This is a genomic window from Granulosicoccus antarcticus IMCC3135 (assembly GCF_002215215.1).
Classification (GTDB): Bacteria; Pseudomonadota; Gammaproteobacteria; order Granulosicoccales; family Granulosicoccaceae; genus Granulosicoccus; species Granulosicoccus antarcticus.
In genome coordinates, this window is the sequence record NZ_CP018632.1 from 1182051 (window position 1) to 1198599 (window position 16549).

Consider the following 16549-nt stretch of genomic DNA (forward strand, 5'->3'; position numbering starts at 1 on the left):
GTGCGCTGAGATTGTGCAGCGTATAGAGAAAGGGTGCTATTCACTGGTCCAGATCTCCCAGAATGGCTTGCGTCAGCGCAATGCAGGCAGGTCCAGCCGTCTCGGTACGCAAGATGCGTGGGCCAATAGTGGCAGCGTGTGCGCCTGATTCGACTGCCTTTGCGATTTCGTCGGCATCCAGGCCGCTCTCCGGGCCTATGATAAGTCCGATAGACACGGGATGCGAGGTATCGTTGTCCGCTGCTGCGGCTTGTGTGAGGTGCATGGCTCGCAGCTGAGCGGTTAGTGAGCTCTGGGCAGTGGGGTCCAGTACGTAGAGTGAAGGTGCCGAAGAGGCACGGCTGGCAAGTGTTTCAAGCGCCTCTTGCAATGAGATGGCAGGTGCCAGTGTCGGTAGACAAGCGCGCCCACTCTGTTCACTGGCACTGATCAGAATGCTTTGCCAGTGCTCCATCTTCTTTGCCGTACGTTTTTCATCCAGTGGCTTGGCCGAATGGCGCGAGTACACAGGTTGTACGTGGTTGACACCCAGTTCGACTGATTGTCGCAGGGTTGTGTCCATGCGATCACCGCGGGATATGGCCTGAATCAATGTGATCAAGACGGGCGATTCATTCTGGGCTGCACAGGCTTGGTGTACCTGCAGCTGCGCACGCTTTCCCGGCGTTCGTTGGCCGGTTTCAAGTACCGTTGCCCGATAGTTGAAACCATCGCCATTGAACAACTCGATGACATCCCCCTGGCGGGTTCGCAGCACCGTGATCAGGTGATGGCTAGCCGTTTTGGGCAGTGTCAGTTCGGCGTTACCTTGCAGCTCGCCCTCATGGTAGAAGCGGGCGACACGTGCAGTTCTTTCGGTCTTCATCATTAGCGACGTTTGATTGCCAGCAGTCCTGTTCTGGCAGACAGTGCAACCTGGTCGGTCAGTGTCTGCCGGCTACGTTCGCGCAGGCGTGCGATATTGTGAGCGAATTCGTTGCGTGCGATTTCTTCTTCGATTTCCCTACCGTCCGGGTAGTAGGATTTCGTGGCGAGTTTTACCAGGTGCTCGTAACGATTGGTGTCGCGAAACCGCTCCAGCAGTCTGGCCGTACTGATAGTCGGTTCACTATCGCAGTAGGCGATGAGTTTCAGCAGGATATCGGCACCGGGAAACTGCGGGCTTATTTCGTAATCATCCGGTGGCACGGCCAATACGACGGATGGATTCTGCAGACACAGCAATATAGCCCGGCTCATGGGCGTCAGGCCGGCTTCCTGGTTGGAACTTGCGGATCGCGCTCTGGCAGGAGCAGGCGCAGGAGCTGCGGCCCGTTCGCTGCCTAGTGATATGCCAATGAGTGATTCCAGGCGTCGCAGGGCCAGCTGCTTGTAGACGCCCTTGGGGATGGATGCGAGCAGCGGTTTGGCTTTTTCCGCCAGTGTTGCCTTGCCGCCAATACCGGTCATGTCCAGTTCACTGGCCAGATGCTCGTACAGATAGTCAATGATCGGTGTACGGGTGCTCATCAAATCCTGGAAGGCTGCGGCACCGCCGGCCTTGACGATCGAATCCGGGTCTTCACCATCGGGCAGGAACAGGAAATGGGCTTCATGACCATCCTGCAGGCAAGGTAGAGTGGCTGTCAGGGCGCGCCACGCAGCCGCTCGACCGGCGCGATCTCCATCAAAACAGAAGACAATACCGGGAACCGTTCGAAACAGGGTTTCTGAGTGCTGTTGATTAGCGGCGGTACCCAGCGTTGCCACCGCGTTGTCAACGCCGTGCTCGGCCAGCGCCACCACATCCATATAGCCTTCCACCACGATAGCCACGGCGGCATCTTGCGCCGATTTACGAGCTTCATAGAGGCCGTAAAGCTCATTGCCTTTATGAAACAGTGGCGTTTCCGGGGAGTTCAGATACTTGGGTTCCTGGTTGTCCAGTACGCGCCCCCCGAAACCGATGACCCGTCCACGTCGATCGCGAATAGGGAACATGATGCGGTTACGAAATCGCTGATAGGGACGTTTGCCGCCATCACCCTTGATCAGCATGCCCGTTTTGATCATGGCAGCTTCCTCTTTCGGGAAATGTGTCAGCAAACCGTCCCAGCCATCAGGCACGTAGCCAATACCAAAACGTTTGGCAGTCTCACCACTCAGGCCACGGGCTTTGAGATAGGCGATGGCTTCTGGCGACTTGCGCAGCTCTGACTGATACCAGGAGGCAATGGATTCCATCAGGGTGTACAGCGGTTTGCTGTCATCGCGAACTTGCGCAGCCTGAGCGTTTCGCGGGACTTCCATGCCGACGCTTTCAGCCAGAGCTTCAATGGCATCGACAAAGTGCATACCCTCATATTCCATGAGGAAGCTGATGGCATTGCCGTTTACGCTACAACCAAAACAGTGATAGAACTGCTTGGTCTGGCTGACGGTGAAGGAGGGGGTTTTCTCGTTGTGAAAAGGGCAGCAAGCACTGTAGTTGCTTCCGCTTTTCTTCAGACTGACGCGTTGGTCAATCACATCGATAATATCTACTTTAGCAAGTAGATCGTCAATGAAATGTTGTGGTATTTGGCCAGCCATGCACTGAACTATACGCTCCTTGCGCGGCAGTGGATGTGGCTCTGTGTACGAACGTCTGTGCTCATCTCCACAGAGTGCCGAAGAAGTTCAGCGGCTCAGGATTCGATCCTGATATTGGTCGTGTAACCGGCTCGGAACGGGTTACAGAACCCGTTCCGAGCTCGATTGATGGCCATGACCCGAGCCTGTTTCAGGCCCGGGCTCTTGGTCCCGGTCCCGGACCCGGACCCGGAGTCTGTCCTGGTTACGCTGCGTGCCCCAGAGTGGCGAGCAGTTCATTCAGCTCGGCCGCCTTCGGCTTGACCATCCAGAAGCGTGAAGCCAGCGAATAGAAGTCATCGATCATATGCATGCCCAGACTACTGTTGGTTTCGGCAACATGATCTTCGATAAGAGTCTGCAGGTAGTTACGGTAACGTTCCATGGACTCTGCGTGCAGGCGATGAATGTCGATCAGTTCGTGGTTGTAACGATCGACGAACACATTGTGCTGATCGAAGACAAAGGCCAAACCTCCCGTCATACCGGCACCAAAGTTCACGCCGGTCTCTCCCAGAACAACGACACAACCACCTGTCATGTATTCGCAACCATGATCGCCAATACCTTCGATAACCGAAATGGCGCCGCTGTTGCGAACCGCAAAGCGTTCTCCACCCATGCCGGCCGCATAGAGCTTGCCGCCGGTGGCCCCATAAAGGCAGGTGTTACCGACAATGGTTGAATCACGACCGGTGAAACGAGCATCGGTTGGTGGACGGATGACGATCTTGCCGCCTGCCATGCCTTTGCCGACATAATCGTTTGCATCACCATCCAGATACAGATTCAGGCCGCCGGCATTCCAGACGCCGAATGACTGTCCAGCGGTGCCCGTGAATCGGATATCGATGGGGCTGTCACTCATGCCATGGTCACCGTGCGCCTTGGCGATTTCACCCGACAGCCGAGCACCAATGGAGCGATTGATGTTCTTGATCGGATAGCGGAATTCGCCCCCTGATTTCTTGCGAATGGCTGTGCGGCAATCGGAAACCATCTGCTCGGCCAGCAGGCCCTTGTCATGTGGCAAGTTGCGCTCTGACGTGCAGAAACGTGGTGCATCCTCGGGTATGCCGCCAGTGGCCAGCAGTGGCGTCAGATCGATACGTTGCTGACGTGGTGTTCGGCCTGCAGCCGGTTCCAGGTATTGCGGGCGACCAATGATATCAGACAGGTTGCGTACGCCCAGATAGGCCAGATGACGGCGCACATCTTCTGCTACAAAACGCATGTAGTGCATGACCTTTTCCACATTGCCGTGGAAGTGGCGCATACGCAGCACCTTGTGTTGAGTTGCTACACCGGTTGCGCAGTTATTCAGATGACAGATACGCAGATACTTGCAGCCCATGGCAATCATGGGGCCGGTGCCAAAACCGAAGCTCTCAGCTCCCATGATGGCCGCCTTGATGACATCCAGACCGGTTTTCAGACCACCATCGGTCTGTACCCGAACCTTGTCACGCAGGTTGTTGGCGCGCAGGACCTGATGAGTCTCGGACATGCCCAGCTCCCATGGAGAGCCTGCATATTTCACGCTGGTCAGAGGTGAGGCGCCTGTGCCTCCATCGTACCCAGAAATGGTGATCAGATCGGCATAGGCCTTGGCCACACCGGCCGCAATCGTGCCCACACCGGCTTCAGCAACCAGTTTCACGGAGACCAGTGCTTCCGGATTGACCTGTTTCAGATCGAAGATCAGCTGTGCCAGATCTTCAATTGAATAGATATCGTGATGTGGTGGTGGAGAGATCAGGGCAACACCCGGACTGCTGTGACGCAGCTTTGCAATCATCGCATTGACCTTGTCTCCTGGCAGCTGACCCCCTTCACCGGGTTTTGCTCCCTGCGCGATCTTGATCTGCAGCACTTCAGCATTAACCAGATAGTGTGGCGTGACGCCAAACCGGCCGGATGCGATCTGTTTGATCTTTGACATCTTCAGTGTGCCGTAGCGGGCTTTATCCTCGCCACCTTCACCGGAGTTGGAACGACCGCCCAATCGATTCATGGCCTCTGCCAGAGTCTCGTGAGCTTCCGGGGACAAAGCGCCCAGCGACATGCCAGCCGAATCGAATCGACTGAGGATCGATTCGACAGATTCCACGGCCTCGATGGGAATGGAGACACCTGGTTTCAGATCGAGCAGGTCACGCAACATGGCCGGACGTCGCTCATCGACCGTTTTCTGGTAAATGGTGTAGTCAGCGTAATCACCGCTGGTGACTGCCGCTTGCAGTTGCGTGACAACATCCGGATTGTAGGCATGGTATTCACCGCCGTTGATGTACTTCAGCAAACCGCCTTGAATGACGCCAACCTGAGGGTTGAACGCGGTCTTGGCGAGCAGGCGTGCATCGGTTTCCAGATCGCTGAAATCCATACCCTGGATGCGGCTGGTTGTGCCGGTGAAGCATAGGTCGACAACTTCGGAGTGCAGGCCAACGATTTCGTACAGTTGTGCTCCGCGGTAGCTTGAAATGGTGGAAATCCCCATTTTGGAGAGGATTTTCATCAAGCCCTTGTTGATGCCCTTGCGGTAGTTCTGTTCCAGTTGCGGTACATCGCTGGCAGACAGTTCACCGCGGCGTGCCATGCCGTTAATAGATTCGTAGGCCAGGTAGGGGAATACACAGGTTGCCCCGTTACCCACCAATACCGCGACCTGGTGAGAGTCGCGTGCCGTACCGGTTTCGATGACCAGGTTGGCATCGCAACGACAATCGGCGGCAATCATGGCCTTGTGGGCAGCACCCGTTGCCAACAGAGCATGGACGGGCAGCATGCCGCTGGCCAGCTCTCTGTCGCTGAGGATGATGATGACTTTCTGGTGTTCATTGACAGCGGTAACGCACTCTGTGCAGATCCGTTCCAAAGCTTCGCGCAGCGATTCCTCTTCAGGGTCGTACTGCAGACTGATGCGTTCGTGCGAATAGTTCGCTTCATCATCCATGACCAGCAGGGTTTCGAATTTTTCGCTGGATAGCACCGGCGATCGAACCAGCAGCCGGTTGGCATGATGGTGAGTTTCCCGAAACAGGTTCTTCTCACGACCAAGGCAGGTCTCTAAAGACATGACAATCGTCTCGCGCAGCGGATCGATTGGCGGGTTCGTGACTTGCGCGAACTGCTGACGGAAGCTGTCGTAGACATGCCGGACGTGCTCGGACATGACAGGGAACGGGGTGTCATCTCCCATGGATCCGATGGCTTCCTGAGCGCCTTCGGCCAGTACGCGTAGCACCTGATCGCGTTCTTCGAAGCTGACATTGAACATTTTTTCGTACACAGCCAGCTGTTCATCTTCCATGACCGGCGTGGCGTGTGCGGCATCACGCAGACGTGAACGCAAATGGCGTGAGTTCTTCTGCAGCCATTTTGCGTAGGGTTGACGATGCTTCAGCAAATCGCTGACATCCTGAGGCAGCAGCAGGCGTCCGGATTGGGTATCTACAGCCAGCATCTCGCCTGGCTTCAGGCGGCCTTTCTTGATGATGTCACTGGGCAGGTAGTCATGTACGCCAACTTCCGAGGCGAGCGTGATATGTCGATCCTTACTGATGACATAGCGGGCCGGTCGCAGGCCGTTGCGATCCAGCGCACAGCTGGCATAACGGCCGTCGGTCAGTACGACACCGGCAGGACCATCCCAGGGTTCCATGTGCATGGAGTTGTATTCGAGGAAGGCTCGCAGGTCGGAGTCCAGTTCCCAGGTGTTCTGCCAGGCAGGTGGCATCAGCATGCGCATGGCGCGGAACACGTCGATGCCACCTGCCATCAACAATTCCAGCATGTTGTCCAGGGACATGGAATCAGAACCGTGCTGGCTGACCAGAGGCAGCAATTCGTTGAGTTCCGGAAGTACAGGGGAGCGCAATTTGGACGCGCGAGCATTGGCCCAGCTGCGATTGCCGCGGATCGTGTTGATCTCGCCATTGTGTGCCAGGTAGCGAAATGGCTGAGCCAGACGCCATTGGGGCAGGGTGTTGGTGGAGAATCGCTGGTGGAAAACTGCGATGGATGATTGCAGCGACTCGTCCTCCAGATCTCGATAGAAAGTGGCGAGGTATTCGGGCATGACCAGACCCTTGTACAGAATCACATCGCAGGATAATGAACAGACGTAGAAGTCTGCATCTTTACCTGTCAGCTCGATCTCTGTACGACGTCTGGCAACGAACAGATGGCGATTGAATTCCGCGGTGTCCATTTCTTCAGTAACGGAGACAAAAATCTGCTCGATACGTGGCACGCTACGCTTTGCTTCTTCACCGCAGGCAGACAGATCGGTCGGCACCACGCGCCAGCCGTTGACCTTCAATCCGCGCTCCTCGCACTGCTTGCTCAGAATCGCTTTAGCCAGTTCGGCCTTGTCAGGATCACGGCTCAGAAAAATGATGCCGGTGCCAAATTCGCTTTCCAGCTCGAAGCCAGCTTTGCTGGCAGCCTGACGCAGAAATGCCTCGGGTTTTCGCAGTAACAGACCGCAACCGTCACCGGTTTTGCCGTCAGCACCGATGGCACCACGGTGGGTCATGCGTCCCAGGGAGGTAATGGCGGTTTCTACCAGCCAGTGGCTGGCTCGACCATCCATTTGCGCAATGAGGCCGAAGCCGCAGTTGTCGCGTTCGAAGTCAGGGTGATACAGGCCGTGCTCGGCCAGATTGTCCAGATACGTCATAAATTTCGACCGGAGTAAGCCAGAACGATAGCGCGGGCGATTTGCCGCACAGCCTGACATTATAACGATTCATGACGCACTTGATTTCCTGTCGGTTCTGGACTGACAAAGAAAATTGGTGATTTGACCACTGAGCACAAGCGAAAAGACTATTCCGGTGCAAAAACCTGCCTTTTACGCTCCATATTGGTGCGCTTTTGGTCTATTGGCCCTTTAGCACTGTTTGGATGCGTCCTACATTGCGAATCCATGGCTGGTCGGTCAGAGCGGAGGCCGGCATTTGCTGAACGGCGGTCTGAGCCTCTTCGAAGCCGGTATACAGCCCATGCAGTAATGCGTACCAGGTTTCACCATTACGCACGAAAGAATAGATCGAGTTCGGTGGTGAGAGAGTATTCCGGTTTCGCTGCAGGAAGCTTTCGATCGATTTCTGGTCTCGAGATGCGCTCATTTGCACGGTAATCAAGTCAGAATTCTGGACCAGTATCCAGGTGGGAGACTCAAGGATGTCAGCCACTTCCGGATTGACGTCGGGCAAGCTGCTGCTAGTCGGAGACTGTTCGGCGATAACGACTTCGGGCGTTGTCTCCGGCGCAGCTTCTGGTTGATTGTTACCTGCATCCGTTTCAACTGTTTCAATTGGCAGTGAGTCTGACGAATCAGCCGTCTCGGTCAAAGGCTGAGCCGTGTCTGTGCTTTGTTCGGTGTCAGTAGTCGGTTGTTCCGGAACAATAATGACAGGGCGATTGGCAACGTCTTGACTGGCGGGCTCGTTAACGGAAACGTCTGCGACATCCTGATTGTTAACGGTGATGTCAGCAAGCGTCTCGTCAGAGTCGTTTGCCTGTTCGGCGGTGTCTGAATCGGCGATTACATTATCGAGCTGAGAATTTACAGTGTCAGCAGAGCCATTGATGGTGATTTCAGCAGCATCCACTGGTGCAGTCGGCAGGGAGGTTGTCGTCGTCGGCTCGGGCAATTCAGCGGGAATGGGTGGCAGCGGGACGAGCTTGCGTTCTTCGACAACACGCACTGGCGGCGAATCACTGCTTGAATTGTTCTGCGTCGTGCCGTAACGCACTTCATCGTTGTCTGCGGCCGGCATGAACATGGCGAGTCCGCCCAGAATGAGTGCTGTTGCCAGCAGGCCCAGGCCCAGCTTGCCTTTGCGAGATTGCAAAAATGGCTCGCTTTCTTGTATGAACAGATCGTCGTCTGCCATGTGACCCGCAGCCAAGGGGTCGTATTGTTGATTGAGAAATTGTGCCGCTGCGGCTTGCAGGCTGGCAGGGAAGCCTCCGGACTGGTTGACCATCTCGTCAATGTCGGCATCGGAAAACGGCGCTTCACCCGCATAGCCGGCATCTTGCAGGCGAAAGGCAAGGTAGTCAGCTGCTCGGGCTTCGCTCATGCCGTCGATTGTCAGACTGGAGTAGGGCAGATCGGCGCCTTCGGGCAGCAGATCGGGTATGCGATCTTCGAATTCAGGGGGCGTTGCCAGTGCGACACGCATCAGGGTTTCGTCCTGACTGTTGATATACAACATGCCGCTGAGCAATTGAGTCAGCTCGGTTTCGCTGATGAGATTGGCATCATCCAGGACAATGGCGCTCAGGGTATTGCGTGCCACCATGGTTTGTAGTGACGGGACGAGCTGGTCAAGAATGTCCTTGAGCTTTTCAGGTGGCTTGACCTTGAATGCTTCGAGCATGCCGGCAAACAGGTTGAGAGTGCTGAAGCGTGGGCTGCCCTTGACGGCAAAGCACTGAATGCGTAGGCCGCTATTGGTTCCAAGCTGATTCAGCAGTGCGCTCTTGCCGGCACCTTGCTCGCCGAGTATCAATAACAGGTCATCACCGGTGATGAGTGCTTGTTTGACATCGGCCAGTTGTTCAAGGCCGGTTTCATCAACAAAGGTCAGTGCGTCAGGCGCAAGTGCGCCGAACGGCTGCCGATGCAATTGCAGCGCTGAAAGAGTGACATCAGACAGAAGATCTGTCCGGTGGATGTCCGATGCGTCTTTTGACGACATGGCGTGCTACGAAACCTGTGGATGAGTGATCTTACTACATACCTGTCATCAGTCGCAGGGTGTCACGTCGTAATTGAGTTTTAATTAACGAGGTGATGCGAGTCAATAACAGGAGGCGAGTACTTGTATGTATTAAAAAGAGCTTGGCAGATCGTCTGAAAATAATAGGCTGATCTATTGCAGATCTTATCCTCGAGCGCTCTCCTGGCCAGAAAAATGTTCGAGTGTTGCGTGCAGTGCTGAGTGATCGAAATCTGCACTCACATGCGAACGGCCAATTCCATCGAGCAATATCAGTCGCACAGCACCTGCGCTGACTTTCTTGTCTCGCGCCATATATTTCAGGAATACCTCTGGCGTCATCTGCGATGGTGCCCGTATGGGTAGACCCGCGCGCTCCAGCAGACGTAGTCCACGCGTGCGGATGGCCTCATCAATCAAGCCCAGTCGCACGGATGTGTCCAGCGCCATGGCGATACCAGCGCTGACAGCTTCGCCATGCAACCAGGTGCCGTAGCCCATGGCCGCCTCGATGGCATGACCGAAAGTATGGCCCAGGTTCAACAAGGCACGCATACCGTGTTCGCGTTCATCGGCTTCTACGACTCGAGCCTTGATTTCGCAGGAGCGACGCACGGCCTCACCTGTCGCAGCGGGGTCTCGTGACAACAGGGCGTCCATGTTGTCTTCGAGCCAGCTGAAAAAGTCACTGTCGATGATGAAGCCATATTTGATTACTTCAGCAAGTCCGGCTCGCAGTTCGCGTTCGTCCAGTGTCGCCAGCGTATCCATGTCGGCAATGACGGCAACCGGCTGATGAAAAGCGCCAATCATGTTCTTGCCCAGAGCGTGATTGACACCGGTCTTGCCGCCCACTGAGGAGTCAACCTGCGAGAGCAGGGTGGTCGGTAGCTGAATGAAATCGACGCCACGTTGGTAGCTGGCTGCCGCATAGCCCGTCATATCACCGATTACACCGCCGCCCAGGGCAATCAGCGTGCAGCTGCGATCAAAATTCTCATTGAGCAGAGCGCTGAATATATGGTTGAGCTCATCCAGGTTCTTGAAAGATTCTCCATCCTTCAGAATCACGCTGGAGGAGGGCACATTGCCCAAAGCTGCCAGTGTCTTGTCAAGATAGAGTGGTGCGATGGTCTCGTTGGTGACCACCATGGCTCGGTCACGTACATGGCTGGCCAGCAGGCCTTGCTGGTCAATCAGGCCGCTACCGATATGAATCGGGTAGCTGCGATTGCCGAGGTCGATGTTGACGGTTTGCATGAGGGCGAGCGCGAAATCGTAAATGAGGCAGTAGGATAACGCACGCTGAAGGCAGGCGTGGTAATGACATGGATAGTCTGTGCAACCTTGACTATTTGGCTTTGGTGTATCTCAACGGTTCCGAGACTGATGCAGGGCGCTCTATGGGTTCTTCATTGACGCTTGAGGCAGCCAGATTGATGTCATATTTCTTGAGGTGTCTGAGAATGCGTGACACCACGTGGTACATGCGACGCGAATCAGTGGATATCTCTGCATCGGCCACAGATTTGTAGATAGGTTCACGTTCTTCCATTAGTGAACGTAATCGGGCTTCCGGGTCTGCTGTCTGTAGCAAGGGGCGATTGGCATCAAAGCCGACGCGTCGCAACTGCTCCTTGATATCAACCTGCAAAAGGATGACATAGCCACGGGACATCAGGTGCTGGCGGTTCTCCTCTCTGAGTACCGCACCGCCTCCGGTCGCCAGTACCAGTCCGGGCAGCATCGTCAGTTCATTGATGATGCGCGCTTCTCGGTCGCGAAAGCCGGCTTCACCTTCGTAGTCGAAAATGGTGGGGATGTCGACACCGCATCGCGCTTCGATTTCTCGGTCGCTGTCTATGAAGCGATAGCCGATCTTGCGGGCCAGGGCTCGACCAACGGTACTCTTGCCTGAGCCCATGGGGCCGACTAGAAAAATGCTGGTCATGTTGATCGTGGTGGCGTGGACTCGTGCATTCTACCCAACAATGGCCGCTTTCTGCACGCGACTCGAAACTCGATTGACATTTGTTTGGCGGTTATCGTTGTTGTTCCGGATTCAGGAGACTCGGATTGCCCATAAAAAAAGCCCGCATCCGAAGAGGCGGGCATTTCTGGAATTGCAGGGCGTGAACCCTGCAGGGCCGCCGTATCAGTAGCTCAGAGAAACATTTTCCTTGATGATTTTCGGCGTTACGAAGATCAGCAATTCTGATTTGTCATCCTGATTGGTGGTGTGCTGGAACAACCGGCCGATCAGAGGCAGATTGCCGAAGAATGGCACCATGTCGACCTTGTTGATGACGGTCTGCTCGTAGACGCCACCCAGTACCACGGTTTCACCATTGTCCACCAATACCTGAGTACTGACTTCGCGAGTATCGATGCTGGGTACCTGTAGAGTGCCGGCGCCAAAGATCTCACCGACCGTGTCCTTGTTTACTTTCAGGTCCATGACGATGCGATCGTCTGGCGTGATCTGCGGGGTAACGGTCAGGCCCAGTACGGCTTTTCGGAATGACACTGACGTCGCACCGCTGGATGATGCCTCAAGGTAGGGGATTTCCACACCTTGTTCGATATAGGCTTCATGTTGATTAGCTGTGATGACGCGAGGGCTTGAGATAACTTCACCATTACCTTCTGCCTGCATGGCTGAGAGTTCCAGTTCCAGCAGCGTGCCGAAGGGTAGTTTGGCCAGAGCCACTCCCAGCGAGCCGGCGGCGTTGCTGCCTGGCAGGTTCACATTGAACCGGTTGTCGTCGAGGCCGTCGCCATTGATCAGATCCTGCACTCCATTGGCGTTGCCCGATAGTGCAAAGCCTGTGTCGTTTGCAGAGGTGGTATTCCGGTTAAGTCCCCAACGCACACCAATGTCCTTGTTGAAGTCATCTGATGCGATAACGATCCGTGATTCGATCAGCACCTGCCGGATGGGGACATCCAGACGATGCACCAGCGCCCGGATGCTCTCTAACTGGTCGACGGTGTCGTTGATCAGAAGTGTGTTGGTACGATCATCGACTGAGACACTGCCACGCTCGGTCATCATGCCGCCATCCTTGGATTGCAGCAGGGTGGCCAGTTCAGAGGCCTTGGCATAGTTGGCCTGAAAGAACTCAGTGCGTAATGGTGCAAGTTCTGTTTTCTGTTTCAAGCCTTCCAGTTCGATACGTTCACGAGTAGCTATTTCTTCGGCTGGCGCAATCATGATGACGTTGCCCGCCTGACGCTTGCCCAGAGCCTTGGTCTGCAGAATGATGTCCAGCGCCTGGTCCCAGGGGACGTTTTTGAGACGCAAGGTCAACTTGCCCTGAACCGAATCACTGACCACAATATTGAGATCTGTAAAGTCTGCAAGCAGTTGCAGTACTGAGCGCACCTCGATGTCCTGGAAATTGAGAGACAACTGCTCACCAATGTAGCCAAACTTGGCTTTGCGATTCTCTTCGATTTCATCTCTGCTCATCGGCTTCAGCTCAACCGTGAACATATCATCTGTCTGATAAGCCAGTTGTTCGAATTCCTGGGTAGCAGGCTGAATGATGACCTTGGTGCCACGCTTGTTGGAAATGGCGTCGATGAACTGCACCGGCGTACCAAAATCCATGACATCCAGTCGTTTCTGAAGTTTGTCAGCCAGCTGTGTGTCAGGAAATTCAACTACCAGTCGACCGCCTTCCTGGCGCATGTCAGTGACTATGCCTGCTGAGGAAAGGTTGAAGATGACTCGACCTTCGCCCATCGGGCCGCGCCTGAAATCCAGAGCATCGATTGTATTCACACGTGCCTTGATCGGGCCGCTGGCCTGAATCAGTGCGGGCTCTTCGACACCGTTGGCTGCGGCCAGTTCGAGCTCTGTAGCTCCCGCCGGGCTGCCGCTGGAGTCCAGTGTCACAAGTAGCTGATTGCCTTTGACCGATGTCGTGTAGGGCGACAACGCTGTCAGGTTGATGACTACGCGAGTGCGTCCGCCGGCTTCTACTGTTGTGACGTTCTGCAACATGCCGGAACTGATTGCGATGCGACGATCATCCAGTTCATTGCTGGTGTCGGCCAGGTCCAGAGCAATGCGCGCCGGGTTGTCAATGGTGAATGCTTTGGGCACCTGTGCCGGACCACTGAGTGTCAGCGCCAGTTGCTGTTTGTTGCCAGGCAAGGTCACATGACTGATATCGATCAGTGAGTTGCCTGCTGCATGCAGATGCTGACTTGCGAAAGCCGCTCCCGCCAACAGTGCAAGTGCTGCTGCGCGGGCTATCCCGCGAGCACACAGACAGGTTCTGCCAAGGCTGGGTCGGTGCGTGTTTTCACGGACTTGAGTTTTCAACGTATTCTCCGTTTTCATCTTAGTCTTCGGTCATCGCGAGTTGCGCGTCACGATTTACCCAGCCACTGAGACCATCTGGTACCAGCTCGACTATTTCAATCTTGGTTTCTGAAACTTGTACGATCTTGCCGTGATTCTGCCCGGCGTAATTGCCTGGTTGTACACGATGGATCGTTCCGTCGGGGTCTCTGACCAGCCCCCAGGTTTGTGTCTTTTGCTGTAACAGGCCAACCATCTTCAAGGCATCTACAGGGTAGTTCTCCAGCGGTTCGCGACGACGTGTTGCTTCTGGTCGCGGGCCGTTGTATTCCGACTCTTCAATAATCGGTGAAGATGAAAGGTCGGTTTGTGCGCGAAAGGGGTCACGTACATCCTGAACAGTGTAGGAAAAAGTCTGGTATGGCGGGAATTCAGGCAAGGGGTCAACCTTGCCTTGATGAGCCTGTTTGGTCTCAGCAATGAATTGTTCGAGGTCAGACATGTCGCCACCGCAAGCGGTAAGCATGGTCATGAAACCGAACAGCGGTATGATTTTCAACCGTTGCATGGTTTATTCGTCCTCCTCGATATAGCGGTACGTCGTGGCCATCAGATCCATTTTCAATCTTCTGGCTTCGTTGGTATTTTTGTTTGAGTTGCGGGGGTCTCTCAGTTCAGCAATATCAATATTGCTGAGAGTTACGATGCGGGGCAGGGCAGCCAGTCCACTAATGAACTTGCCGAACTGATGGTACTGCCCGGTAACACTTATTTTTATCGGATATTCTGCGTAGAATTCTCGAGGTATTTCGGTGTCAGGCTTGAAGTATTCAACTTCAAGTCCACTTGCAACACTGGTTTGCGAAAGATCGACCAGCAGACTTTCAATGTCGGTCTTGTTCGGCAACTGGCGTAGCATGATGTTGAATGTCTTCTTCATCTCTTCAAGTTGTTCGACGTAGGCTGTTCGGTTAGCAGCCTTGGCCTGTTCGCTATCGAACTTCTGTCTTAGTTGCAGTTCCTGGGCCTCAACAACCTTGAGTTTGTCGAACTGGGGTTTGATCATCAGATGCGCCATGCCGCCGATAACTGCGGCACAGGCCAGCATGACCAGAATGGTGCGTAGCACGACCGGTGCAGTACCGATGCGCTTGAAGTCCTCGCCATCGATATTCTGCAACTCGGCGAAGGTGTCGCTAAATGCCATTGTCAGACTCCTGCTCGGTTTTTGGCTTGTCTTGAACGACACTGAGTTTGAATGTGGAGATGCCGTCCTCCTTGTCAGATTCGATAACGTCCAGGCGCGGCTTGGTGAAGTAGTCGCTACGATCCATGCGACGCATCAGTGCTGAAACTCGTGCGTTGGACTCTGCACGGCCTTGCAGTACCAGTTGCTCACCACCTTGCTGCTTCATGGCTGTCAGGAATATTCCGTCTGGCAGTCTTGTCGCAATTTCATGGAAGGTGTGCACTATCTGAGGACGCTGTCCTTGCAGTTGCTGGATGATTTCCATGCGTGCCAGCAGGTTGTTCTTGGTCTCTTCAAGCTCCTTGATCTCCTTGAGTTCTTCCTGGAGAAGTGCGATCTCGTTATTCAGCCGATCGTTGCGTTTAGTTTGGAAGTTGACCTTGTCCTCGGCGAACTTGAAGCCTGCAAAACCGACTCCTGCTGCCAGCGCCATGCAGAATCCGAGGACAACATAAAACTCCTTGTTCTTTTCGACGCGATGGGTCTCGCGCCAGGGAAGAAGGTTTATACGTGTCATTTCTCTGCTCCTCGCATTGCCAATCCACAGGCAATCATCATGGCTGGGCCATCGCCCTTGAGTTTATGTGGGGGGATGTCCGTGGCCACTGACATCGTGCTGAAAGGGTCCGCAATAACGGTGGGTGTACCTATGCGCTGTTCGATCAGCTCGTCAACACCGGGAATTCCGGTGCAGCCACCAGCCAGTACAATCTGATCGACATAGTCGTTCTTGTCGGCAGAGAAAAAGAATTGCAGGAAGCGATTGGCCTGCTGAACCATCAGATCTCGAAATGGGGTGAGAACTTCCGAGTCGTAAGTGTCGGGCAGTCCGCCGACACGTTTTACACGCCCGGCATCCTCATAGGACAAGCCGTAGCGGCGCATGATCTCTTCAGTCAGCTGCTTGCCACCGAAAGGTTGCTCACGGGTGTAGATCAGCTTCTGGTCACGCAGGACGCACAGGCTGGTCATACTGGCACCTACGTCCAGAATGGCTACGGTCTGATCGGCGCCTTCGTCAGGTAGCTGGTGTTTGATCAGCTGGAAGGCGGCTTCGGTGGTGTAAGGTTCGACATCCACGATCTTGACATCGAGTCCACCAATTTCAGCAGCCGCGGTGCGATCCTCGACATTCTCGCTACGCGAGGCGGCAAGTAATACATCCACCATGCCTTTGGCCTCTTCTGAAGGCCCCATGACACAAAAGTCGAGATTGACCTCTTCAAGCGCGTAAGGGATGTATTGATCAGCCTCGAGCTGGATCTGGGCATCCATTTCGTGATCCTTCAGATCGTCGGGCATCTGAATGACCTTGGTAATTACCATGGCGCTCGGTACCGCGATGGCGCAAGCTTTGGTGCGGGAGCCGGAGCGCTTTACCGCCCTGCGAATTGCTTCGCCGACCGCTTCCACGTCCTGCAGGTTCTTTTCATTTACCGCGTTAGCCGGCAAGGGCTCAACGGTGTAGCTCATGACCTTGAACCCCTTTTTAGTGGGTTTCAGTTCAAGAAGCTTGACCGAGGTTGCGGTAATGTCCAGGCCAATCAGGCCTGCATTTCTGGATGATATTTTGAGTGCCATGTCAGGTTTAGCGCCCAAACCGGGATATTCCTTTAGCGCTGGTCGAGGTTTTCCCGTCCA

General features: G+C 54.7%; 11 protein-coding genes. All 11 read right to left on the reverse strand.

Translation table 11 applies throughout. The features are described 5' to 3' along the window. Positions 1-40 precede the first annotated feature (40 nt). Positions 41-868 carry a 16S rRNA (uracil(1498)-N(3))-methyltransferase gene (locus IMCC3135_RS05000; RefSeq protein ID WP_088916600.1) on the reverse strand — a complete coding sequence of 276 codons (828 nt, stop codon included), beginning with the start codon at positions 866-868 and terminating at the stop codon, positions 41-43. Then, complete coding sequence (dnaG, locus tag IMCC3135_RS05005) at positions 868-2571, reverse strand: DNA primase (RefSeq protein ID WP_088916601.1); 1704 nt, start codon at positions 2569-2571, stop codon at positions 868-870. Before dnaG ends, IMCC3135_RS05000 begins: the two co-directional genes overlap by 1 nt. Before the next feature lie 244 nt (positions 2572-2815). Further along, positions 2816-7294 (reverse strand): glutamate synthase large subunit, encoded by a 4479-nt coding sequence (gene gltB, locus IMCC3135_RS05010; RefSeq protein ID WP_088921684.1) that lies wholly within the window; start codon positions 7292-7294, stop codon positions 2816-2818. 202 nt (positions 7295-7496) lie between these two features. Then, complete coding sequence (locus tag IMCC3135_RS05015) at positions 7497-9326, reverse strand: SPOR domain-containing protein (protein ID WP_088916602.1); 1830 nt, start codon at positions 9324-9326, stop codon at positions 7497-7499. 186 nt (positions 9327-9512) lie between these two features. Continuing rightward, the gene (aroB, locus tag IMCC3135_RS05020) at positions 9513-10607 is read right to left on the reverse strand and encodes a 3-dehydroquinate synthase (RefSeq protein WP_088916603.1); all 1095 of its coding nucleotides are present in this window, start codon (positions 10605-10607) and stop codon (positions 9513-9515) included. Between the two features lie 91 nt (positions 10608-10698). After that, complete coding sequence (locus IMCC3135_RS05025) at positions 10699-11298, reverse strand: shikimate kinase (protein ID WP_088916604.1); 600 nt, start codon at positions 11296-11298, stop codon at positions 10699-10701. Positions 11299-11502: 204 nt separating this feature from the next. Continuing rightward, complete coding sequence (gene pilQ / locus IMCC3135_RS05035) at positions 11503-13680, reverse strand: type IV pilus secretin PilQ (protein WP_236994747.1); 2178 nt, start codon at positions 13678-13680, stop codon at positions 11503-11505. Positions 13681-13699: 19 nt separating this feature from the next. Further along, on the reverse strand, positions 13700-14227 hold the full coding sequence (locus IMCC3135_RS05040) for a pilus assembly protein PilP (protein ID WP_088916607.1): 528 nt from the start codon (positions 14225-14227) through the stop codon (positions 13700-13702). A 3-nt stretch (positions 14228-14230) separates the two neighbouring features. Further along, positions 14231-14866: a type IV pilus inner membrane component PilO gene (locus tag IMCC3135_RS05045; RefSeq protein WP_088916608.1), complete on the reverse strand. Its 636-nt coding sequence runs from the start codon at positions 14864-14866 to the stop codon at positions 14231-14233. After that, positions 14856-15425, reverse strand: coding sequence for a PilN domain-containing protein (locus IMCC3135_RS05050; protein WP_088916609.1), 570 nt, complete (start codon positions 15423-15425; stop codon positions 14856-14858). Before IMCC3135_RS05050 ends, IMCC3135_RS05045 begins: the two co-directional genes overlap by 11 nt. Continuing rightward, positions 15422-16489 (reverse strand): pilus assembly protein PilM, encoded by a 1068-nt coding sequence (locus IMCC3135_RS05055; protein ID WP_088916610.1) that lies wholly within the window; start codon positions 16487-16489, stop codon positions 15422-15424. The genes IMCC3135_RS05050 and IMCC3135_RS05055 overlap by 4 nt, the downstream gene beginning before the upstream one ends. Between the last annotated feature and the right edge of the window lie 60 nt (positions 16490-16549).